This window comes from Inquilinus sp. NPDC058860 (assembly GCF_042743185.1).
GTDB lineage: Bacteria > Pseudomonadota > Alphaproteobacteria > DSM-16000 > Inquilinaceae > Inquilinus.
In genome coordinates, this window is the sequence record NZ_JBHYMS010000046.1 from 41,008 (window position 1) to 62,987 (window position 21,980).

Here is a 21,980-nt window from a genome sequence, read left to right on the forward strand (position 1 = left end):
GATTGCGGAAATCCGCATTGATTTTGCGGATTCCCGCACGAACCCCGCCTGCCGGGCGTCGCATCCTGGGCCGAACAGGGAGACGCGAATGAGCATCGTGGTGTTCAACCCCGACAGCGTCGAGGACGTCGATTTCGCCGAGCGGATGCGTCATCCGGCGACCTCGGACGAATCCGTCGGCATGTGGCTGTCGGACACCGAGCCGTCCTTCGTCGACGTCCATGCGCTGCGCCAGGGCCGGCTGGCCCGGCTGCGCCGCTGGATGGCCGATTCCGGCTACGGCGCGGTGGTGCTGTTCGACCCGTACAACCAGCGCTACGCCACCGGGTCGCGCAACATGTTCGGGTACTTCCTGCGCAACTCCACCCGCTACTTCTTCGTGCCCGCCGCAGGGCCGGTCGTTCTGTTCGAATACCCGCAGAGCTACCATGTGTCGACCGTGCTCGACACGGTGGACGAGGCGCGGCCGTCCAAGCTGGTCTGGTCGTCGGTGTCCAATCGCGACGGCGAGAGCGCCGGTGCCTTCGCCGACGAGATCGCCGAGCTGCTGCGGGCCCATGGCGGCGGGTCGATGAAGATCGGCCTGGACCGCTGCAACCACCTGCACGCGCTGGCGCTGGAGAAGCGCGGCTGCACCGTCACCGACTGCCAGGGCGAGATCCTGGCCGTGCGTGCCGTGAAGACGCCGGAGGAGATCAAGTGCCTGCAGGCCTCGATGGCCGGGGCCGAGGCCGCGGTCGCGGCGGTGCGCGAGGCGATCAGGCCCGGCATCTCGGAGAACGAGCTGTTCGCCATCATGTACCACGAGGTGATCCGCCAGGGCGGTGAGTTCATCGAGACCCGCCTCCTGACCTCCGGCCAGCGCACCAACCCCTGGTTCAGCGAGGCCGGCGGCCGCAAGGTCCGGCCGGGCGAGCTGGTGGCGCTCGATACCGACACGATCGGCTGCTACGGCTACTACTCCGACTTCTCCCGCACCTTCCGCTGCGGGCCGGGCCGGCCGACCGATTACCAGAAGATGCTGTACCGGATGGCGCATGACCAGATCCGGCACAACATCGGCATCGTCAGGCCGGGCATGGCGTTCCGCGAGGTGGCGGAGAAGGCCTGGAAGATCCCCGACCGCTTCGTCGAGCAGCGCTACACCTCGGTCATGCACGGCGTCGGCATGCATGGCGAGACGCCGTTCATCGCCCACGCCATGGACTACGAGACCTACGGCCGGGAGGGGCATCTGCTGCCCGGCATGGTGGTCAGCGTCGAGAGCTATGTCGGCGAGAAGGGCGGCCGCGAGGGCGTGAAGCTGGAGGACGAGATCCTGATCACCGAGACCGGCACCGAGGTGCTGTCGCGCTTCCCCTATGAGGACGACTTCCTGGACGGAGAGGTGTGATGCGGACGGCCCTCTCGATCGAGCCGGGCAAGGCGGCGGCGCTGTTCGTCGACCTGCAGGAGGAGCACCGCCAGGATCGCCGCTATCTGGTCGAGGGCTTCGACGCAGTGGTCGGCAACGTCCAGCGGCTGCAGCGGGCGGCGCGGACGGCCCGCATCCCGGTCCTGCACTCCGCCTATGTCGTCGACCTGGCGGCGCAGCGGGTGAAGCCGTTCCATCCGGTGATGGCGGACGGCACCTCCGCCTTCAGCGACGCCAACGACCCGATGTCGGAGATCTGCGCCGAGGTCGGCCCGGCCGATGGCGAGCCCGTGCTGGTGAAGTCGGATGCCAGCGCCTTCGCCGGGGGCAGGCTGGCCGACCGGCTGGCGGCGCTGGGCACCGAATGGCTGTTCGTGGCCGGGGTGTGGACCGAGGCCTGCATCGCCGAGACGGTGCGGGATGCAGTCGGGCGCGGCTTCCGCGTCGCGCTGGTGAAAGACGCGTGCGGCAGCGGCAGCGCGGCGATGCACCAGACCGCGATCCTCAACCTGGCCAATCGCCTCTATGGCGGCGCCGTGATCGACACCGACGGCGCCTGCCGGCTGATGGCGGGCGAGACGGTCGAGGCCTGGCGGATGCAGGGATCGGCGCCGCTGCGCTTCACCTACGACAATGCGGCGAGGCTCTATCTCGACCTTTGACGACGAGGCAATCACGGGAACGCGGCCTGATGGAGACGCTCACCTTTGCCTACGACAACTTGGACGTGATCGCGGCGCGGGCGCTGGAGCACGTGTCGATCGTCGCCGTCGCGGTGTCGATCGCGATCGTCACCGCCGTCCCGATCGGCATCGCCATCACCCAGTCGAAGCGGGCCGCGGATGTGGTGCTCTACCTCGCCTCGATGATGATCACCGTGCCGTCGATCGCGCTGTTCGGCCTGATGATCCCGCTGCTGTCGCCGCTCGGCCACGGCATCGGCTATGTCCCGGCGGTGATCGCGGTCATCCTCTATTCGCAGCTGCCGATCATCCGCAACACCTACACCGCCATCGTCGATGTCGACCCGGCGCTGCGCGAGGCCGGCATCGGCATGGGCATGAGCCCGGCGCAGCGGCTGCGCCAGGTTGAGATCCCGCTGGCGATCCCGGTGATCATGGCCGGCATCCGCACCGCGGTGGTGATGAACATCGGGGTCACCGCGATCGCGGCCTATATCGGCGCCGGCGGGCTCGGCAGGTTCATCTCGCGCGGCATCAGCCAGTCGGACCCGCGGCAGCTGATCACCGGCGCGGTCGCGGTGTCGCTGCTGGCGATCACGGTCGACCTGCTGCTGGCGCTGGTGCAGCGCCGGCTGACCTCGAAGGGGCTGGCCACGGGGGCGACGGCATGATCCGGCTCGACCGCCTGACCAAGGTCTTCGACACCCCGGCGGGCCCGGTGGTCGCGGTCGACGAGGTCAGCTTCGACCTGCCGGCCGGCGAGATCTGCGTCCTGCTCGGCCCTTCGGGCTGCGGCAAGACCACGACCATGCGGATGATCAACCGCCTGATCGAGCCGACCGGCGGCACGGTGTTCATCGACGGCCGCGACACCAGGGCGGTCGACCCGATCCGGCTGCGCCGGTCGATCGGCTACGTCATCCAGCAGATCGGGCTGTTCCCGAACAAGACCGTCGCCGAGAACATCTGCGTCGTGCCCGACCTCCTGGGCTGGGACCGCAAGAAATCCCGCGCCCGCGCCGCCGAGCTCCTGGAGCTGGTGGCGATGGAGCCGGCGGTGTTCATGGACCGCTATCCGAAGGAGCTGTCCGGCGGGCAGCAGCAGCGCGTCGGGGTGATCCGCGCCTTGGCGGCGGACCCGCCGGTGCTGCTGATGGACGAGCCCTTCGGCGCCATCGACCCGATCAACCGCGGGGCGATCCAGGACGAGTTCCTGCGCATGCAGGCGGCGCTGCGGAAGACCGTGATCTTCGTCTCGCACGATTTGGACGAGGCGGTGAAGATGGCCGACCGCGTCGCCATCTTCCGCGCCGGTCGGCTGGAGCAGTTCGCGACGCCCGACCAGCTGCTGGCCAACCCGGCCACCCCGTTCATCGAGACCTTCCTCGGCACCGACCGCACCTTGAAGCGGCTGCGGCTGGTGCGCATCGCCGATGTGCCGCTGGGCCGGCCCGGCACGGTCCGGCGCGACGACCCGGTCGGCCGGGCGCGCGAGCTGATGCAGGCCAGCGGCTGCCCGGCCGTGCTGGTGCTGGATGCGGACGGACACCCTGGCGCCATGGTCTCCGGCAGCCGGGCCGGGGCGGTCCTCGGCGGCACCTGCGGCGACTGCGCCGAGCCGATCCGCGCCACCATCCCGCTGACCTCCGATCTGCGTAGCGCCGTGTCGCTGATGTTCGCGCATGACATGCCGCTGTTGCCCTGCGTCGACGCCGAGGGCCGGATCCAGGGCGCCCTGACCTATGCAGGCATCATCCGCGGCCTGTCGGCGCGGGGGGCATCGGCATGAGCGACGTCGGCAAGGCCTGGGCCGGGCGTGCGGCACCCCTGCCGGCAGGCGGGCGGCCGCTGCCGGTGCCGGGCATCGCGGCGCTGCTATGGCTGCTGCTGGCCGCGGCGGCGGTGCTGTGGTGGCTGTCGAGCGACATGCCGGCCGAGATCCTGTCCTATGAGGAGGACATCGTCTTCCTCGGCCTCCAGCATATCGAGCTGGTGGCCTGGGCCGGCGGGCTGGCCATCCTGACCGGCGTGCCGGCCGGTGCTGTGCTGTCCCGCCCCGCCTTCCGCCGCTCGGCCGAGCTGATCCTGCAGGTCTTCAACCTCGGCACCACGATCCCGACCCTAGCGGTGCTGGCGCTGTGCATGACGGTGCTCGGCATCGGCACGGTGCCGTCGGTCTTCGGCCTGTGGGCGGCGACGCTGCTGCCGATCGTCCGCAACACCTATGCCGGGCTGCGCAACGTGCCGACGCCGCTGATCGAGGCAGCGCGGGGCATGGGCATGACCCCCGCCCAGGTGTTCTGGCGGGTCGAGCTGCCGAACGCGCTGTTCATCATCTTCGGCGGCATCCGGACCGCCCTGTCGATCTGCGTCGGCACCGCACCGCTGGCCTTCCTGATCGGCGCCGGCGGCCTGGGCGAGCTGATCTTCACCGGCATCGCGCTGAACGACCTGCCGATGATGCTGGCCGGCGCCATCCCGACGGCGCTGCTGGCCGTGCTGACCGACTTCCTGGTCGGCCGGCTGCAGCTCCATCTCGTGCCGCGCGGGATCAATCCCTTGCGGTGAAGAACACACAAACGGGGAGCAAGACGATGATCAAGACGACGTTGAAGCAGGCAATCCTGGCGGCGATCGCGCTTCTGGCCTGCAGCGGCGCGGCCGGCGCGGCCGGGCTGACCATCGGCGGCAAGGACTTCACCGAGCAGTACCTGGTGGCCGAGATGACGAAGCAGCTGCTGGAGAGCAAGGGCTATACGGTCGAGAAGAAGGACGGAATGGGCACCAACATCGTCCGCGCCGCCCTCGAGAGCGGCGAGGTCGACCTGTACTGGGAATACACCGGCACCTCGCTGGTCACCTTCAACAAGGTCACCGACAAGCTGACGCCGGACGAGACCTACGCGAAGGTGAAGGAGCTCGACGGCGCCAAGGGGCTGGTGTGGCTGGCCCCGTCCAAGGCCAACAACACCTATGCCCTGGCTATCCGCAAGGGCAATCCGAAGACCGACGGGATGGCGACGCTGTCCGACCTGGCCGCCGCCTACAAGGACGGCAAGGATCCGGTGATGGCGACCACGGCCGAGTTCCCGAAGCGCGAGGACGGGCTCCTGGGCCTGCAGAAGGCCTACGACTTCAAGGCCGGCCGCGCCAATGTCCGGCCGATGGAGATCGGCCTGGTGTTCCCGGCCCTCGCCAATGGCGATGTCGACGTGTCGGTGGTGGCGGCGACCGATGGCCGCATCGCCGCGATGGACCTGACGCTGCTGAAAGATGACAAGGGCTTCTTCCCCAACTATGCGCTGGTGCCGGTGGTGCGGCAGGACGTGCTCGACGCCCATCCCGACATCAAGCCCCTGCTCGAAAACCTGGCCACCCGGCTGGACGACGCGACGATGCAGCGCCTGAACGGCGAGGTGGACGTGCAGAAGAAGTCGATCGAGGCGGTCGCCACGGCCTATCTCAAGGAGAACAGCCTGTTCTGACGCGGGACCGCCGGCAAGGCGGCCTCCGGGAGGCCATCGGCGGCGGGCCAGACGCTGCCCTCGGTGCGGTAGGCGTGGGCTGCGGCGGCCAGGCGTTCCTCGTCGGCCGCCAGCCGCTCGACCGCCACCCAGCGGTTCCAGTCCGGCGCGATGCTCCAGCCGGCGGCTCCGAGATGGGCCTGCGGCAAGCGGTAGTGGAAGACCGGGCGGGCGGCGATCTTCTCATAGGGCAGCCTCGCCCGCACCCGTGACGGGTCCAGGCTCAGCAGCAGCGGCAGCAGGTCGAGGCCGCGGTCGCGGGTCGGGTTCGCGGCCAGGTAGTCGTCGATCAGCCCGGCCTGGTCCGGCCGGTACTCGGGCGCCGAGATCCGATGCAGGAACGCCTGCGGATAGGGCGGCGGCAGGTGCCGCTCCGGGCGCCGCCGCCCTGCCGCGATCTCCCTCCGCAGCCAGGATTCCATCAGCCCGAACGCCACCATCACCGCCGTGATCCGGCGCAGGTCCGCGGCCGGTGCCTCGATGTTGAAATGCAGGCCCAGCGACCCGAACAGCGTGGCGCCTCGCCCCCGGGCGCCGGCCGCGCGCAGCACGTCCAGGACGCGATCGACCTCCGCCAGCCGGTCCACCGGCAGCGGCGGCACGATCAGCTCGCGCGGCACCGCGCCGGAGACCAGCCATCCCAGCCCGGCCGCGGCTTTCGGCCCGATCCGCAGCGGCAGGGTCTTGCCGTGCCGCTGCGGATGGGTGAAGCGCAGATCGAGCTCGACCGCCAGGTCGCCCAGGGCGGTGCCCCGTACCGCGAAGGCATGGGCGTCCTCTTCGACGACCTCGCCCCCGACGCCGGCGGCCAAGGCCTGCGCCGCATGCCGGGCACCGGGGCCCATGAATTCGATCTCGACGCCGACCAGGCGCGGGGGCTCGGGCTCTCGGGCGGGAAGCGGCTGGAACGAGGCGGCGGCGTCGGTGTGCGGCACAGGCCGGCGGGACCCTTCTGGTTTCGAGCGAGGCGCTGCAGGTCATATTGGGGGCCGGACGACCCTGGTTAAGGTGATGGAGTGTCACGCCGCACGGGCTGCGGCGTCTCCATCGGATCAGAACAGCCCCGGTCCGGACAAACGGATGGATTGACAGCCGGTTCCTTCGGCGATTAAGTGGTCTTACCACGGTAAGATCACTATGACCGACATCGTCAAGCTCACCCGCGATCCTGATGACGCGCCCGGCGGCTACGCCAAGGTCTTCGCCTTCCTGCGCGACCAGCTGCTGTCCGGCGCCTTGAAGACCGGCGACCGGCTGCTGCCGGAGCGCGACCTGTCGGCGCTGCTGGGGGTGGGCCGGCCGGTGCTGCGCGAGGCGCTGCGGGCGCTGGCGATGCTGGGTGCGGTCGAGATCCGGCACGGCGTCGGCACCATCGTGCGCCAGCCGGACGCCTCGACCCTGGGCGAGTTCTTCACCTTCGTCCTGGCCCAGCAGTCCGATGTCATCGACGACGTGATGGAGGCGCGGATCGCGATCGAGTGCCAGGCCGTGCGCCTGGCCTGCCGCCGCGCCACCCTGGCGGATTTCGAGCGCATCCGGTCGGCGCTGCGGCGGATCGAGGCCACGATCGACGACCCGGTGGCCGGCGGCGAGGCCGATTTCGACTTCCACAACGGCATCGTCCAGGCCGCCAGGTCCGAGACTTTGCGCAGCGTCTACGCCGCCATCTCCGACCTGGTGCACCGGTCGCATCGCGGGCGGCGCGAGCTGATCCTGAAGGTTCCGGGCATCCGGTCGTTCCTGATCGACCATCACCACCGGATCTTCGAGGCCCTGGTGGCGCGCGACGTGCAACGCTCGGACGAGTTGCTGCGCCGCCATTTCGAGATCGGCGACGAGTACCGCCGCAAGGCCTTCGAGACGCCCAGACCGCAAGGCTGACGGCCCACCCGACAAGGAGACCCGTGTTGAAGATCGTGATCGGCTGCGACCATGCCGGCTTTCCCCTGAAGCGAGAGATCGCCGACTTCGTCGCAGGCCTCGGCCATGCGGTGACGGATGTGGGCAGCCACACCCCCGACCCGGTCGACTTCCCGGACATCGCCCGGGCGGTCTGCGCCGCCGTCACCGGCAGGGCGGCCGATCGCGGACTGATGATCTGCGGCACCGGCGTCGGCGCCGCCATCGCCGCCAACAAGATCCGCGGCATCCGCGCCGCCGTCTGCCATGACGTGCATTCGGCGCATCAGGCGGTCGAGCATGACGACGTCAACGTCATGTGCGTCGGCGCCCAGATCGTCGGCCCCTGGCTGGCGCGCGACCTGGTCGCCGCCTATCTCGCCGCCGAGTTCGACCCCAGCGAGGATTTCAGGCGCCGGGTCGAGAAGCTGGCGCAGATGGAGCGGGAGGGCTGAGCCATGGCGGAGCCCCATACGGTCGGCTTCATCGGCCTCGGCACCATGGGCCGCGAGATGGCGGCCAACCTGCTGCGCGCCGGCCATGCGGTGCGGGCGTTCGACGTGCTGCCGACGGCGGTCGAGGCGCTGGCGGCGAAGGGCGCAATCCCCACCGCCAGCGTGGCCGAGGCAGCGGAGGGCGCCGACATCGTCGTCACCATGCTGCCCGACACGCCGCAGGTGGAGGAGGTCGTATACGGCCCCGGCGGGCTGCTGGCAGCGCCGCCGCGCGGCCGGCTGGTGGTCGACATGAGCACGATCTCGCCGCAGGCGGTGCGGCGGATGCATGCCGACCTCGCCGCCGCCGGCATCGACCTGCTGGACGCCCCGGTCTCCGGCGGGCCGCAGGGCGCCCGCGCCGCCACCCTGACGATCATGGCCGGCGGCGCCCGGCCCGCCTTCGACCGCGCCTTGCCGGTGCTGCGCGGCATGGGCACCACCATCACCCATGTCGGCGACAGCGGCGCCGGCCAGACCGTGAAGCTGTGCAACCAGCTGATCTGCGGCATCAACCTGCAGGCGATCTGCGAGGCGCTGGCGCTGGGCCGGGCCTGCGGCGTCGACCTGCGGCAGATGCGCGAGGTGCTGCTCGGCGGCTCCGCCGCCTCCTGGATGCTGGACAAGTTGGGCCCTGCGATGATTGCAGGCGACGCCGGCGCCGGCTTCCGCATCGACCTGATGCTGAAGGACCTGCGCCTGGTGCAGGAGCTGGCCTTCGGCAAGGCCGTGCCCCTGCCCGCCACGGCGCTGGTCACCAGCCAGTATCTCGACGCCCGCGCCCATGGCGAGGGCGGCAACGGCAACCAGGCCCTGTTCCGCGTCTATGACCGCATGACCGGGCAGGCCCCCTCCCCCGGCGGCGGATAGAGGAGCCGGCGATGGGCGTGTCCCTCGATTTCTCCGTCGTGCTCGAGCGCTGGCCGATGTTCCTGGACGGCGCCTGGCTGACCATCCGCCTGGCGCTGGCGTCGACCGTACTGGGCTTCGCGCTCGGCACGCTGTGCGCGGTCGGCCGGCGCGGCCGGTCGGCCTGGCTGTCGCGGCTGTGCGGCGTCTATGTCGAGGCGATCCGGAACACGCCCTTCCTGGTGCAGATCTTCGTCGTCTATTTCGGCCTGTCCAGCCTGGGCCTGTCGCTGCCGGCCGTCACCGTCGCGGTGATCGCGCTGACCATCAATGTCGGCGCCTACACCGCCGAGATCATGCGCGCCGGCTTCGAGTCCATCCACAAGGGCCAGATCGAGGCCGGGGAGTGCCTGGGCCTGTCGCGGGTGCAGATCTACTGGCACGTGGTGCTGCGCCCGGCGATGGAGCGGGTCTACCCCGCTTTGACCAGCCAGTTCGTGCTGCTGATGCTGGCCTCCTCCGTCGTCTCGCAGATCTCGGCCGAGGAGCTGACGGCGGTCGCCAACTTCATCCAGTCCGACACCTACCGCGCCTTCGAGACCTACATCGTCGTCGCGCTGCTCTACATCGCCCTCTCGCTCCTCATGCGGGCCGGCTTCTGGGGGCTGGGCCTGGTGCTGTTCCCGCGCCGCCGCCGGCTCGGCACGCCGCTCTGACCCGCGAGGACGCCATGCAGACCGGACTGAACCTCAACCATCTCGACTTCCTGCTGCAGGGGGCGCTCTGGACCCTGGTGCTGTCGCTGATGGCGCTGATCGGCGGCGGCCTGGTCGGCTTCGGGGTCGCCCTCGGCCGCATCGCGCCGAGCCGCCTGCTGCGCGCCGCCGTCGGCGGCTACGTCCATCTGATCCAGGGCACGCCGCTCCTGGTGCTGCTGTTCCTGACCTATTTCGGCCTGCCGACGCTCGGCATCGAGGTGCCGCCGCTGCTGGCCGCCGGCGTGTCGCTGACCATCTATGTCAGCGCCTATCTCGGCGAGATCTGGCGTGGCTGCCTGGAGGCCGTGCCGAAGCCGCAATGGGAGGCGGCGGAGTGCTTGGCGCTGAGCCGCGCCCAGCGCCTGTTCAAGGTGATCCTGCCGCAGGCCGTGCGCATCGCCACGCCGCCGACCGTCGGCTTCATGGTGCAGATCATCAAGAACACCTCGCTGGCCTCGGTGGTCGGCTTCGTCGAGCTCGCCCGGGCCGGGCAGATCGTCAACAACTCCATCTTCCAGCCCTTCGCGATCTACATGGTGATCGCCGTCCTCTACTTCGCCATGTGCTACCCGATCTCGCTCCTGAGCCGGCGGCTGGAGCGCCGGACGGGTCCCGCGCCGCGGCTGAAGCCGGCCCTCGCCTGAACGGGCCTCGAAAAGACATCTGGGAGAGAACGCGATGACCGCGATGGTGACGCTGCAGGACGTGCGCAAGAGCTTCGGCGACCTGACCGTGCTCGACGGCGTGTCCTTCGCCGTCGGCAAGGGCCAGGTCACGGCCCTGATCGGCCGCAGCGGGTCGGGCAAGAGCACGGCGCTGCGCTGCATCGACCGGCTGGAGACGATCGACGGCGGCGAGATCACGGTCTGCGACCACAAGGTCAGCGACCCGGAGATCGACCTGCGCCGGCTGCGGCTGGACGTCGGCATCGTGTTCCAGAGCTACAACCTGTTCCCGCATCTGACCATCGAGCAGAACATCACCCTGGCCCCGGTCTCGGTGAAGAAGGTGCCGCGGGCCGAGGCCCGGGCCCTGGCCCGCGGCGTGCTGGACCAGGTCGGCCTCGGCGAGAAGGCCGACGCGTATCCCGAGCAGCTGTCGGGCGGCCAGCAGCAGCGCGCCGCCATCGCCCGGTCGCTGGCGATGCAGCCCAAGGTGATGCTGTTCGACGAGGTCACCTCGGCCCTCGACCCCGAACTGAAGGGCGAGGTGCTGAAGGTGATGGAGGACCTGGCCGCGCGCGGCATGACGATGATCATGGTCACCCACGAGATGGGCTTCGCCCGCCGGGTGGCGGACCGGATCGTCTTCATGCATCGCGGCCGGGTGCACGAGCAGGGGCCGGCCGAGATCCTGGCCCGCCCCGAAACGCCGGAGCTGCAGCAGTTCGTCGCCAACGAGCTCTGAGCCCCGGCCGTCCAACCAGAACGAGAGACATGGAGGAGACGCAGATGCAGCCGTCAATCCGCTGGGGCCGGGCGATCGCCCTGGCCTGCGCCCTGAGCCTCGGGGCCCTGACTTTCGGTATCGGGGCCGCACATGCAGACGCGCTCGATGATATCATGGCCGCCAAGAAAATCCGGATCGCGACGGACCTGGCCATCCCGCCCTCGGGCATGATCGACGGCCAGATGAAGCCGACCGGCTCCGACGTCGAGACCGCGCAGCTCCTGGCCCAGGATTGGGGGCTGGAGCTGGAGTTCGTGCAGACCACCGGCGCCACCCGCATCCCGAACGTGCAGACCGGCAAGGCCGACATCATCATCTCGACCCTGTCGGTGACGCCGGAGCGGGCGAAGGTGATCGACTTCTCCAAGCCCTACGCCGCGCTGCAGTCGGTGATCGGCGCCCCGAAGGACGCCCCGATCAAGGACTGGGCCGACCTGCAGGGCAAGTCGGTGACCGTCACCCGCGGCACCACCCAGGACACGGAGCTGACCAAGCTGGCCTCGGAGAAAGGCTTCCAGGTGGTGCGCTACGACGACGACGCGACCATGGTGACCGCCGCCGTCTCCGGCCAGGCCCAGATCGTCGCCACCTCGGCGACGCTGGTGAACCAGATCCGGGAGAAAAGCCCCGACCGCGCCTTCGAGCCCAAGTTCCTGATCCGCACCTTCGACCTCGCCATCGGGCTGCGCAAGGGCGAGCCGAAGCTGATGGAGAAGCTGAACGAATGGGTGTCGGCCAACCTGAAGAACCGCAAGCTGAACGACATCTACCAGAAGTACCACGGCTCGCCGCTGCCGGAGGCGATGCTGCAATAGGACCGCCGCCCCGCCGTGTCCCGGTCGGGCGGATGGCCTCACATCCGGATGATGATGTCGACCTCCGGCGGCCGGGCGCCCTGGGGAGACACCACGACCCGGTCGCCGATGCGCTGGAAGGTCAGGGTGACCTGCCGCTCGCCGACCGGCAGCGCCTCGACCGTCAGGGTCTCGATGCCGATCGGCAGATGCGGCCGGTCGATACGGATGCGGTTGCGGGCGCCGTCGACCCGGAGGCCGAGGCAGGCCTGCAGGGTCATGAACACGGCGCCCGAGGCCCAGGCCTGCGGCAGGCAGGCCACCGGATAGGCGATCGGCTCCTCGCCGCGCACCCGCGGGAAGCCGCAGAACAGCTCCGGCAGCCGCATGTCGAAGTTCACCGCCGTCTCGAACAGGCCGCTGAGCAGCCGGACCACGCCGGCGCGCTCGCCGTAGCGGGCCAGGCCGGCGGCGCAGAGCGCCCCGTCATGCGGCCAGACCGAGCCGTTGTGATAGGACATCGGGTTGAAGTTGGCCTCGCCGCGGGCCAGGGTGCGGACGCCCCAGCCCGAATAGAACGGCGTGTCCAGCAGCTGGCGCGCGACGCTGGCCGCCCGCTCCGGCGCCGGCAGGCCGCAATACAGCAGGTGCCCGGCGTTCGAGGCGCGGACGCGGCAGGGATCGCCGTGGCCGTCCAGCGCCAGGGCGTAGAAGCCCAGATCCTCCATCCAGAACCGGCTCTCGACCGCGACACGCAGCGCCTCGGCCCGCACCCGCCACCGCGTCGCCTCGTCGGCCAGCCCGCGCTGGGCCGCCAGATCGCCCATGGTGCGCAGGGCGGCGAAGGCATAGCCCTGCACCTCGACCAGCGCGATCGGGCCGTCCGGGAAGCGGCCGTCGGCGTGGAAGACGGAATCGTGGCTGTCCTTCCAGCCCTGGTTCGACAGCCCCTTCTCCGAGCTGCGGGCATAGTCGAGGAAGCCGCCGTCGTTCCCGTCCGCCACCCGCTCGACCCAGCCGACGGCACGCAGCAGCGCCGGCCACAGCTCGTCGATCAGCGCCAGGTCGCCGGTCCGGCTCGCATAGGCGCCGGCCAGCATGATGAAGAGCGGCGTGGTGTCGACGCCGCCGTAATACTCGGCGAAGGGCAGCTCGCCGAGCGCGACCATCTCGCCCCGGCGCGCCTCGTGCATGATCTTGCCGGGCTGGGCGTCCTTGAAGGCGGACGCCTCCAGCGCCTGGCGCGATGCCAGGAAGCGCAGCACGCCCTGTGCCAGCGCCGGGTTCAGCCACAGCGTCTGCAGCGCGGTGATGATCGCGTCGCGCCCGAAGGTGGTCGAGAACCAGGGGATGCCGGCATAGGGATAGGGCCCGGTCGGCAACTCGGTGACCAGCAGCGACAGGTCGGCCCGCGACTTCTCGATCCAGTCGTTGAACAGCCGGCCGGAGCTGCGCAGGACCGTGCCATGGCGCGACAGGGCCCGCATGCGCCGCTTGGCCTGGGCCATGGCATGGCGGAACCGGGCCCGGCCCGGCGGCTCGCCCGCCTCCTCCACCCCGACCTCGACATACAGGTCGAAGGCGCCGTGGCCCGGCAGCCGGAACAGGAACTCCGCGGTGTCGCCGTCGAGACGCTTCGGCGCCTCCGAGAACCGGATCACCGCCTGGCGGGCGATCTTGTCGAGCCCGGTGTAGCGCAGCACCACCGCATCGTCGCGGACCTTCGGCTCGGCCAGCCGCCCGCGCCGCAGCCGCGTCGCGCCGCGCACCTCGAACATGTCGCGGAAATCCGCCCCGAAGCGGATGGTGATCGGGATCTGGACCTCGGCCTGGCCGAAATTCTCGACCCGGACCTGCTCATGCAGCCGGTCGCTCCACAGCAGCGTCGACCGCTGCAGGTGGATGGCGCCCTCCGGCAGCCCCTCGTCACCCAGCGGCGACGGCGTCCGGTTGGTCGAGTGGGTGGTGAAGACGGCGTTGTCCTGGCTCAGCCCGGCGCCGAGCAAAGACGGCAGCCTGCCGCCGAGCACGACGATCAGGCGGGACAGGATGCGGGTGTCGTTGTGGAACAGCCCGTCATCGTCGCCGGCGATGTTGCCGAGGGCGTCGGCGACCAGGAAGGTGTCGCCGTGCTTCAGCGCATACATGCGCAGCGGCACACGCCGGGCCGAGGTGTCCGGCGGCGGCAGCTCCGGAACGGGCTCGCCCGGAACCAGCTGGGGCTCGGGCCGGCTCACTCGGCGGCGAGCAGGGCTGAGGGCGAGCCATCGCCGGCGAGGCGGCCGTACAGCTCGAGGTACCGCTCCGCCATCACCCGGCTGGAGAAGCGCCGCTCGAAGGTGCGGCGGATCTCGCCGCGGCCCAGCTCCGGCAGCCGCCCGACCGCCTCCACCGCCTCCTCCATCGACCGGACGATGAAGCCGGTGGTGCCGTGGTCGATCACCTCCGGCACCGCGCCGCAGGCCCAGGCGATCACCGGCGTGCCGCAGGCCATGGCCTCGATCATCACCAGGCCGAAGGGCTCGGGCCAGTCGATCGGAAACACCAGCCCGGCGGCGTTGCCGAGGAAATCCGCCTTGGCGTCGTCGCCGATCTCGCCGATGAACTCGACGAGAGGATCGGACAGCAGCGGCTCGATCGTCTCCTTGAAGTAGATCTGGTCGGCGGCGTCGACCTTGGCGGCGATGCGCAGGCGCCGGTTGGACCGGCGGGCGATCTCGATCGCCCGGTCCGGCCGCTTCTCCGGCGAGATCCGCCCGAGGAAGGCGAGATAGCCGTCCCGCGGCGAGACCGTCGGCTGGAACAGGTCCTCCGCCATGCCGTGATGCACCGTCGCCGCCCAGTTGGCGCCGGCCAGAGGCAGGCGCTGGGAGTCCGAGATCGACACCAGCGGATAGTCCGGCCAACGGCGATAGACCTCCGGCAGGTCCTTCAGGTCCAGCCGGCCGTGCAGCGTGGTCACGGTGCGGGGGGCGATCGCCTCGAACAGCGGGAAATGGATCAGGTCGACATGGAAATGGATGATGTCGAATTCGTCGGCCCGCCGCCGGACCTCGTGCAGCATCGACAGATGCGCGGCGTAATCGGATTTGAGCGGGCTGGGGTCGAGCCGGAACGCCTGGTCGCGCACCGGCACCAGCGTGGCCCGCGTGTGGGCGTCGGCGCTGGAGAACAGGGTGACGTCATGGCCGAGATCGGCCAGCGCGTCGGACAGGTGGGCGACGATCCGTTCCGTGCCGCCGTAGAGCCGGGGCGGCACCGCTTCATAGAGAGGAGCGATCTGGGCAATCTTCATCGTCGAACCTGTCCAAAATGCGCGTAGCCGATACCGGCCGCAGAGCCCGCCCTCGGCCGCACCGCCAGAAGAGCTATGAGTGCGGGCCGGCGCCCATCCCGGTCGGAGGCGCAGCGCGCCGGAGCGGCGCCGAGGCCGGCACCGGCGGGCGCGCGACGCGATCGGGCGGATAGGCCTCCCGCAGCGCCTCGGAGACGAAGGTGTTGGCGAAATCCGCGGAGGCGTCCGGGTGAACCCGGCGGAACACGTCGAGCGCCTTCTCGCACGCGGTCCACTCGTCCGCCCCCGCCTCGCGGCTGGAGCGATAGGCAGCGACCACTCTTGCGCGGATGGATGATGCGGAACCGGTCATGCGGGTCCTCTCTCTTCCAGGGGCGGCCCCGCTCACCGGGGCATGCTGATCGCGAGCGTCCGCCGGGCACCGCCTCGACCATGAAGGCCGGGGGGCCTGCCGTCGCGCTCGCATGATGAGGTCGACGCGCTTTCCAACCGGTGTGGGCCGATCTTGTTCCGAAGCTCCGGTGAATTTCTCGCCAGCTCGGCCGGTGCCGAAAAATCATCAGGGCTGTCGGATCGCGTCGGCGCCCTACGTCCTTGGATCAGCGCCGGCACCATTCCGCCGGTCCGGGACCCATATCCAGGAGAGGAACGCCGCCATGCAATCCGGTTCCCAAGCCATCAAGCCCTATCTGTTTTTCGACGGGCGCTGCGACGAGGCGCTCGAATTCTACCAGCGCACCCTCGGCGCCAGGGTCGAGCAGCTGTTCCGCTTCAAGGACGCCCCGCCGCAGCCGGAGGCGCCGCCCCAGGAGGGATGCGGCCCGATGACCGCCGACATGGCCGAAAAGGTGATGCATGCCTGCTTCACCGTCGGCGGCGCGGCGGTGATGGCCTCCGACGGCATGTGCCAGGGCAAGCCGGAGTTCAAGGGCATCTCCCTGGCCTATGAGACCGCCAGCGACGCCGAGGCGGAGAAGGTCTTCGCCGCCCTGGCCGAGGGCGGCCAGGTGCAGATGCCGATGGCCCCGACCTTCTTCTCGTCCCGCTTCGGCATGGTCGCGGACCGCTTCGGCGTGTCCTGGATGGTCACGGTGGCGCCGGCCCAGCCGGCCTGATCGGGAGGTGGGGAGGCGCCGCCGCGCCTCCCCTTCCCGCCGCGATCCATCGACGCCGTGCGGCAGCGTTGCGGCTATCAATCGTTGACGCTCGACCGGAGCCGGTCTAGTCCGGGCGGCAGAGGGGCCGGTGCGCGTCCGGCCCGCGGCTCCGGTTGCCCCCGTGCGGCTCCGGGCCATGTCTTTCCGGAACAGAATCGCTTGGAGTCCCCATGAGCCAGGAAGCAAACGGCGATCCCGGCCTGCTTCTCTTCACCTCCCTCTGCATCGGCCTGCGCGACTGGGCGAAGACCGGCTCGGGCCCGGTCCCGCGGCAGCGGCTCAACTGGAAGCACGCCACGGACCTCCTCCGGCAGGGCCGGGATGCGGAAGCCGAGGCGGAGATGCGGCGCGCCGACCCGCTGACCGCCGCCGAGGAGGACGAGGCCCGCCGCTTCGACCTCCGCGCCTTCGACAAGGCGCTGGTGGCGGCCAACGACGTGCGCGGCTGGATCGACTAGCCGTTTTCCGCCCGCCCGCTACACTGCCTCCAACAGCGAGGCGGATCGGGAGGCGCCGATGGTCAGCGAACCGAGCTATGTCAGCGGCGTCGCCGAGGCGCCGCTGCTGGGCGAGACCATCGGCCGGGCGCTGGACCGCGCCGCCGCGCGCTGGCCCGGCCGGCCGGCGCTGATCGACCGGGCCCAGGGGGCCCAGGGCATCCGCTGGAGCTGGCGCGACCTCGCCGACCGGGCCGAGGCCTTCGCCGCCGGCCTGCTGGCGCTGGGCCTGCAGCCCGGCGACCGCATCGGCATCTGGTCCTTGAACCGGGCGGAATGGGCGCTGACCCAGTTCGCCGCCGCCAAGGCCGGGCTGATCCTGGTCACGGTCAACCCGGCCTACCGGCTGGCCGAGCTGGAATACGCGCTGAACCTGGTCGGCTGCTCGGCCCTGGTCACCGCCACCGCGTTCAAGACCAGCGACTATCTCGGCATGCTGAACACCCTGGCGCCGGAGCTGGCGACGGCCGAGCCCGGCCGGCTGCGGTCGGCGAAGCTGCCGGCGCTGCGCGCCGTGATCCAGATCGGGGGGCCAAATGGCGTGGGGAGCCCCGGCACCATCCCCTTCGACAGCGTCGCCGGCCTCGGCGGCGAGAAGGAGCGGGACCGGCTGGCGCAGCTGGCCGGCACGCTGCAGTTCGACGACCCGGCCAACATCCAGTTCACCAGCGGCACCACCGGCTCGCCCAAGGGCGTGACCCTCAGCCACCACAACATCCTGAACAACGGCTGTTTCGTCGGCCGCGGCCTGGCGCTGGGCGAGCAGGACCGGATCTGCATCCCGGTGCCGCTGTACCACTGCTTCGGCATGGTGATGGGCAACCTCGCCGCCGTCACCCACGGCGCCGCCATGGTCTATCCGGGCGAAGGCTTCGACCCGCTGGCGACGCTGGCCACGGCGGCGGAGGAGCGCTGCACCGCGCTCTACGGCGTGCCGACCATGTTCATCGCCATGCTCGACCATCCGCGCTTCGGCGAGTTCGACCTCTCCGGCCTGCGCACCGGCATCATGGCCGGGTCGCCCTGCCCGATCGAGGTGATGAAGCGGGTCATCGGCCAGATGAACATCCGCGAGATCACCATCTGCTACGGCATGACCGAGACCAGCCCGGTCAGCTTCCAGAGCGCGGTCGACGACCCGCTGGAGCGGCGCGTCTCCACCGTCGGCCGGGTCCACCCGCATCTCGAGGTCAAGATCGTCGACCCCGAGGGCCGGATCGTGCCGCGCGGCGAGCGCGGCGAGCTGTGCACCCGCGGCTATTCGGTGATGCGCGGCTACTGGGACCAGCCGGACAGGACGGCGGAGGTGGTGGATTCCGCCGGCTGGATGCATTCCGGCGACCTGGCGGTGCTCGACGCCGAGGGCTTCTGCAACATCGTCGGCCGGATCAAGGACCTGGTGATCCGCGGCGGCGAGAACGTCTATCCGCGCGAGGTCGAGGAGTTCCTGTACCGCCACCCGAAGATCCAGGACGTGCAGGTGTTCGGCGTGCCCGACCCGAAATACGGCGAGGAGCTGTGCGCCTGGGTCCGGATCCGCGAGGGCGAGGCCCTCACGGCCGAGGAGGTGCGCGGCTTCTGCGACGGCCAGATCGCGCACCAGAAGATCCCGCGCTACATCCGCTTCGTCGACGCCTTCCCGATGACCGTGACCGGCAAGATCCAGAAGTTCCGCATGCGCCAGGCGATGGAGGAGGAGCTGGGGATCAAGGCGGCGGAGACGGCGTAGGAAAACATCTCTCTTTTTGTCATTGCCGGGCTTGACCCGGCAATCCAGGGGCCACCAAGAACCGCTCCGGCCGCCCCTGGATCCTCGGGTCAAGCCCGAGGATGACAGTACAAAGAGGCCGAGCCCCTTCTCCCTACCCCACCCGCGGCACCCGGCCCTCGATCGGATAGGCCGGGTCGTTGTAGCCCGGGCTCGACGGGTGGCCGGTGACGACCAGCCGGTTCACCAGCGCCTCGTCCTCCGCCGTGAAGGCATAGTCCAGCGCGCCGAGATAGTCGGCCCACTGCTCCTCGGTCCGCGGGCCGGCGATCGGGGCGGTGACGATGCGGTTGTTGAGCAGCCAGGCGACGGCGAACTGACCGGGCGTGATGCCCTGTCCCCGCGCGTGCTCCGCCAGCTCGGCGGCGATCGCCAGGCTCTCCGGCCGCCACTCCGTCTCCAGCATGCGCTTGTCCTGGCGGCCGGCGCGGCTGCCCTCCTCCGGCGCCGTGTCCGGCTTGTACTTGCCGGTCAGCACCCCGCGGGCCAGCGGGCTGTACGGCACCACGCCGAGCCCGAAATGGGCGCAGGCCGGCAGGTGCTCGGCCTCCGGCATCCGGTTCAGGAGGTTGTAGTAGGGCTGGCTGACCACCGGCCGCTCGATCCCGGCCTGGTCGCACAGCCTGCAGATCTCCGCCACCCGCCAGGAGCGGTGGTTGGACACGCCGAAATACCGGATCTTGCCCTGGCGGATCAGGTCGGCCAGCGCCGACACCGTCTCCTCCGGCGGCGTCGCCGGGTCCTCCTTGTGCAGGTACAGGATGTCGACCGTGTCGGTGCCCAGGCGGCGCAGGCTGTCCTCCACCGCCAGGAAGGCGCGGCGGCGCGACAGGCCGCGGTCGTTCGGGCCGTCGCCGGTCGGGTTCGCCAGCTTGGTCGCCAGCACCCACCAGGATCGGTGGGTGGCGATGGCGCGGCCGACGATCTCCTCCGACCGGCCGCCGGTGTAGACGTCGGCGGTGTCGATGAAGTTGATCCCCGCCTCCCGCGCCTGGTCGATGATGCGGGTCGCGGTCGGCTCGTCGGTCGGGCCGCCGAACATCATGGTGCCGAGGCACAGCGGCGACACCTTCAGCCCGCTGCGCCCGAGTCTGCGGTAGTCCATCAGCCCTCTCCTTTCGCCTGCGCGAGGCCGGGATCATGGCCCGGAACGGCGCCCCCGCGCTGCCCGTCGATCGCAGGGCAGCCGTGCCCTCGCGCCGCAGCCGATCGATCGGTGGACAGGCTATCCTGCTTCGGCGAGACAGGGGAGGAACACCAGAAGGGCGGCCCGCGGCCGACATGGAGACAGCGATGAGCACCCTTCCCCGGGCTCCGGCCCCCAGGCAGCGCCGCGGATGAGCCGCGCCGCGGCCGCCCCGCGCCCTTCGCTGATCCGCGCCGCCATCGCCGTCTCGCCGCGCAGCCTCAGCCTCGGCGAAGGCCTGCGCGCCGCCGCCTCCTGCGCCGTCGTCGTCGCCATCGGCAGCCTGCTGCACGCGCCGATCCTGGCCTGGGCCGCCATCGCCGCGTTCTGGACCTGCCTGGCCGATCCCGGCGGGCCGAATCGCGACCGGGTGCGGGCCCTGGCCGGCTTCACGCTCCTGTCCGGCGCCTTCGCCGTGGCCGGCGCCGCGGCCGCCGCCCAGGGCTGGCCCTGGGCCACGGCGGTCGTGTTCCTCTGCGCCCTGGTCGGCAGCGCGGTTCGGGTCTACGGCGCCGCCGCGCGGCAGATCGGCACGCTGGCGGTGGTGGCCTGCGTCGTCGCGGTCGACCATCACACCCCCACCCCGGCGGCGCTGGCCGAGTTCGCCGCCGCCTATCTCGGCGGCTGCGCCTGGGCCATGCTGCTGGCCCTGTCGATCTGGCGCATCCACCCCTTCCGGCCGGCGCGGGAGGGCATCGCCACCGTCTATCGCAGCCTTGCTGCCATGACCGCCGGGCTCGCCCGGCTCGACGCCGGCGCCGCCCCGCGCGACTGGGTGCTGCACGCGCAGCGCTACCGCCACGCCGTGCGCAGCGCGATCGAGACCGGCCGGGCGACCCTGGACCGCACCCTGCGCGGCCGCGGCCTGGCCGCGCCGTTGGAGCGGTTGCTGCTGGCGCTGGACCGGGCCGAGCGGGTCTTCGCCCGGCTGATCGCGCTGAGCGACCTGCGCCAGCACGCGTCCGGCTCCGGGCCGCAGGAGCGGCTGGCGCTGCGCCGCCTGGCGATGGTGCTGTACCGCCAGGCCCATGCCTTCGCGGCCGGGCGCGAGGACAGCGCCCCGTGGCGGCGGTCGCTGGACCGGCTGGACGGGCTGATCGGGACGCTGGACGGCGGGCCGGTCGCGGCCGGGCTGCGCGCCATCGTCGACCAGCTGCGCTCGGCCGGCGAGACGCCGGAGGTCCAGGCCCGGCCTGCCGCGGCCAGACGGTCCTGGCTCGCCCCGCTGCGGGCACAACTGAGCTGGCGGTCGGAGGTGCTGCGTCACGCCCTGCGCTGCGCCGTCGCCACCGCCGGGGCGGTGATGCTCAGCCACATCCTCGGCCTGCCCTATGCCTATTGGATGGCGATGGCGGTGGTGCTGGTGCTGCAGCCCTCGGTGGCGACGACCTGGCCGCGGGCGCTGGAGCGGGCGGTCGGCAGCGTGCTCGGCGGCGCACTGGCCGCGTTGCTCGGCCTCGTGCTGCACACCCCCCTCGCTTTGACCGCCGCGGTGTTCCCGCTGGCGATCGCGACCATGGCGGTGCGCTCGGTCAATTACGGCCTGTTCGTCTTCTTCCTGACCCCGCTGTTCGTGCTGGTGATCGAGCTGTCGCAGCCGGGGTCGAGCGAGCCTGCCCTGGCCTGGATGCGCGCCCTCTACAACGTGCTGGGCAGCGCCATCGGCGTGCTCGGCGGCCTGCTGCTGTGGCCGAGCCGCGAGGGCCGGCAGCTGCGGCCGGCCCTGGCCGCGGCGATCGAGGCCAACGGCCGCTACGCCGCCCTGGCCTTCGCGCCGGACCGCGACGAGGCGGCGATCGAGGAAGCGCGGCGCGCCGCCGGCCTGGCCAGCGGCAATGCCGAGGCGGCGCACGGCCGCACCCTGCTGGAGGCCTGGTGGCAGCGCGACGCGCTGGATGCGGCGCTGAGCATCGTCATCCTGGCACGCCAGCTGGCCGGCGCTGCCGCTGCCGCCTGGCTGCACCGCCCGGACGCGCGGGCCGGGGATGCGGCGTTCGGGCAATGGATCGGCGCCGAGACCGCGGCTTTGGCCGAAGCGCTCCGCCGCGGCACCGCCCTGCCCGCCGCCGCGCCGCCGCCGGACGGGGCGCGCGAGGATCCAGAACGGTCACGCCTGCTGCAGGAGGTCCTGCTGCTGCAGGCAGCCGCGGAGCATCTGGTGCCGACGGAACACAAACGAGTCCCCCCTCCCCTCGCGGGAGGGGGTTAGGGGG

Annotated in this window: 22 protein-coding genes; 17 read left to right on the plus strand and 5 right to left on the minus strand. The window is 70.9% G+C overall.

Features of this window, described 5'->3' with window-relative positions; all coding sequences use genetic code 11:
- Positions 1-88: 88 nt before the first annotated feature.
- From ACFW16_RS26135 to ACFW16_RS26160, 6 genes are read left to right on the plus strand one after another with little or no spacing between them, the layout of a single operon-like run.
- Positions 89-1,393, plus strand: a complete 1,305-nt coding sequence (locus ACFW16_RS26135; protein ID WP_380310602.1) for a M24 family metallopeptidase — start codon at positions 89-91, stop codon at positions 1,391-1,393.
- Positions 1,393-2,076 (plus strand): isochorismatase family protein, encoded by a 684-nt coding sequence (locus ACFW16_RS26140; protein ID WP_380310604.1) that lies wholly within the window; start codon positions 1,393-1,395, stop codon positions 2,074-2,076. Before ACFW16_RS26135 ends, ACFW16_RS26140 begins: the two co-directional genes overlap by 1 nt.
- Before the next feature lie 29 nt (positions 2,077-2,105).
- Complete coding sequence (locus tag ACFW16_RS26145; RefSeq protein ID WP_380310606.1) at positions 2,106-2,768, plus strand: ABC transporter permease; 663 nt, start codon at positions 2,106-2,108, stop codon at positions 2,766-2,768.
- Positions 2,765-3,886, plus strand: a complete 1,122-nt coding sequence (locus ACFW16_RS26150) for an ABC transporter ATP-binding protein (RefSeq protein ID WP_380310608.1) — start codon at positions 2,765-2,767, stop codon at positions 3,884-3,886. Before ACFW16_RS26145 ends, ACFW16_RS26150 begins: the two co-directional genes overlap by 4 nt.
- A complete protein-coding gene (locus ACFW16_RS26155; protein ID WP_380310610.1) occupies positions 3,883-4,665 on the plus strand; it encodes an ABC transporter permease in 783 nt (260 codons plus the stop codon). The genes ACFW16_RS26150 and ACFW16_RS26155 overlap by 4 nt, the downstream gene beginning before the upstream one ends.
- A 26-nt stretch (positions 4,666-4,691) precedes the next feature.
- Positions 4,692-5,582 (plus strand): glycine betaine ABC transporter substrate-binding protein, encoded by an 891-nt coding sequence (locus ACFW16_RS26160; RefSeq protein ID WP_380310613.1) that lies wholly within the window; start codon positions 4,692-4,694, stop codon positions 5,580-5,582.
- On the opposite strand, the gene ACFW16_RS26165 is transcribed toward ACFW16_RS26160, so the two are convergent.
- A complete protein-coding gene (locus tag ACFW16_RS26165) occupies positions 5,555-6,556 on the minus strand; it encodes an amidoligase family protein (RefSeq protein WP_380310615.1) in 1,002 nt (333 codons plus the stop codon). The two genes, ACFW16_RS26160 and ACFW16_RS26165, sit on opposite strands and share 28 nt — an antisense overlap.
- 202 nt (positions 6,557-6,758) lie before the next feature.
- On the opposite strand from ACFW16_RS26165, the gene ACFW16_RS26170 reads away from it, so the two are divergent.
- From ACFW16_RS26170 to ACFW16_RS26200, 7 genes are all read left to right on the plus strand, one after another.
- Positions 6,759-7,502 (plus strand): FadR/GntR family transcriptional regulator, encoded by a 744-nt coding sequence (locus tag ACFW16_RS26170; protein ID WP_380310617.1) that lies wholly within the window; start codon positions 6,759-6,761, stop codon positions 7,500-7,502.
- 35 nt (positions 7,503-7,537) lie between these two features.
- A complete protein-coding gene (gene rpiB, locus ACFW16_RS26175) occupies positions 7,538-7,975 on the plus strand; it encodes a ribose 5-phosphate isomerase B (protein ID WP_380310648.1) in 438 nt (145 codons plus the stop codon).
- 3 nt (positions 7,976-7,978) lie between these two features.
- The gene (locus tag ACFW16_RS26180) at positions 7,979-8,884 is read left to right on the plus strand and encodes an NAD(P)-dependent oxidoreductase (protein ID WP_380310619.1); all 906 of its coding nucleotides are present in this window, start codon (positions 7,979-7,981) and stop codon (positions 8,882-8,884) included.
- Between the two features lie 11 nt (positions 8,885-8,895).
- Complete coding sequence (locus ACFW16_RS26185) at positions 8,896-9,579, plus strand: amino acid ABC transporter permease (RefSeq protein ID WP_380310621.1); 684 nt, start codon at positions 8,896-8,898, stop codon at positions 9,577-9,579.
- Between the two features lie 14 nt (positions 9,580-9,593).
- Positions 9,594-10,265 (plus strand): amino acid ABC transporter permease, encoded by a 672-nt coding sequence (locus ACFW16_RS26190; RefSeq protein WP_380310623.1) that lies wholly within the window; start codon positions 9,594-9,596, stop codon positions 10,263-10,265.
- Positions 10,266-10,299: 34 nt separating this feature from the next.
- Positions 10,300-11,028: an amino acid ABC transporter ATP-binding protein gene (locus ACFW16_RS26195; protein ID WP_380310625.1), complete on the plus strand. Its 729-nt coding sequence runs from the start codon at positions 10,300-10,302 to the stop codon at positions 11,026-11,028.
- 155 nt (positions 11,029-11,183) lie between these two features.
- The gene (locus ACFW16_RS26200) at positions 11,184-11,885 is read left to right on the plus strand and encodes a transporter substrate-binding domain-containing protein (RefSeq protein ID WP_380310627.1); all 702 of its coding nucleotides are present in this window, start codon (positions 11,184-11,186) and stop codon (positions 11,883-11,885) included.
- A 38-nt stretch (positions 11,886-11,923) separates the two neighbouring features.
- Here ACFW16_RS26200 and ACFW16_RS26205 read toward each other — a convergent pair whose 3' ends face one another.
- The 3 genes from ACFW16_RS26205 to ACFW16_RS26215 all read right to left on the minus strand — a co-directional run bounded on the left by ACFW16_RS26205 (position 11,924) and on the right by ACFW16_RS26215 (position 15,511).
- The gene (locus ACFW16_RS26205; RefSeq protein WP_380310629.1) at positions 11,924-14,101 is read right to left on the minus strand and encodes a glycogen debranching N-terminal domain-containing protein; all 2,178 of its coding nucleotides are present in this window, start codon (positions 14,099-14,101) and stop codon (positions 11,924-11,926) included.
- Positions 14,098-15,159, minus strand: a complete 1,062-nt coding sequence (locus tag ACFW16_RS26210) for a glycosyltransferase family 4 protein (RefSeq protein ID WP_380310631.1) — start codon at positions 15,157-15,159, stop codon at positions 14,098-14,100. Before ACFW16_RS26210 ends, ACFW16_RS26205 begins: the two co-directional genes overlap by 4 nt.
- A gap of 73 nt (positions 15,160-15,232) precedes the next feature.
- Positions 15,233-15,511: a hypothetical protein gene (locus tag ACFW16_RS26215; RefSeq protein WP_380310633.1), complete on the minus strand. Its 279-nt coding sequence runs from the start codon at positions 15,509-15,511 to the stop codon at positions 15,233-15,235.
- Positions 15,512-15,815: 304 nt separating this feature from the next.
- Between ACFW16_RS26215 and ACFW16_RS26220 the strand changes: the two genes are divergently transcribed.
- From ACFW16_RS26220 to ACFW16_RS26230, 3 genes are all read left to right on the plus strand, one after another.
- Entirely contained in the window at positions 15,816-16,274 is a 459-nt protein-coding gene (locus ACFW16_RS26220) for a VOC family protein (RefSeq protein ID WP_380310635.1), read from the plus strand.
- Positions 16,275-16,486: 212 nt separating this feature from the next.
- Positions 16,487-16,774: a hypothetical protein gene (locus ACFW16_RS26225; protein WP_380310638.1), complete on the plus strand. Its 288-nt coding sequence runs from the start codon at positions 16,487-16,489 to the stop codon at positions 16,772-16,774.
- A gap of 58 nt (positions 16,775-16,832) precedes the next feature.
- On the plus strand, positions 16,833-18,542 hold the full coding sequence (locus tag ACFW16_RS26230; protein ID WP_380310639.1) for an AMP-binding protein: 1,710 nt from the start codon (positions 16,833-16,835) through the stop codon (positions 18,540-18,542).
- A 133-nt stretch (positions 18,543-18,675) separates the two neighbouring features.
- On the opposite strand, the gene ACFW16_RS26235 is transcribed toward ACFW16_RS26230, so the two are convergent.
- Positions 18,676-19,686, minus strand: coding sequence for an aldo/keto reductase (locus ACFW16_RS26235; protein ID WP_380310641.1), 1,011 nt, complete (start codon positions 19,684-19,686; stop codon positions 18,676-18,678).
- Between the two features lie 232 nt (positions 19,687-19,918).
- Here ACFW16_RS26235 and ACFW16_RS26240 point away from each other — a divergent pair, with 232 nt between their 5' ends.
- Positions 19,919-21,976, plus strand: coding sequence for an FUSC family protein (locus tag ACFW16_RS26240; protein WP_380310643.1), 2,058 nt, complete (start codon positions 19,919-19,921; stop codon positions 21,974-21,976).
- Positions 21,977-21,980 lie beyond the last annotated feature (4 nt).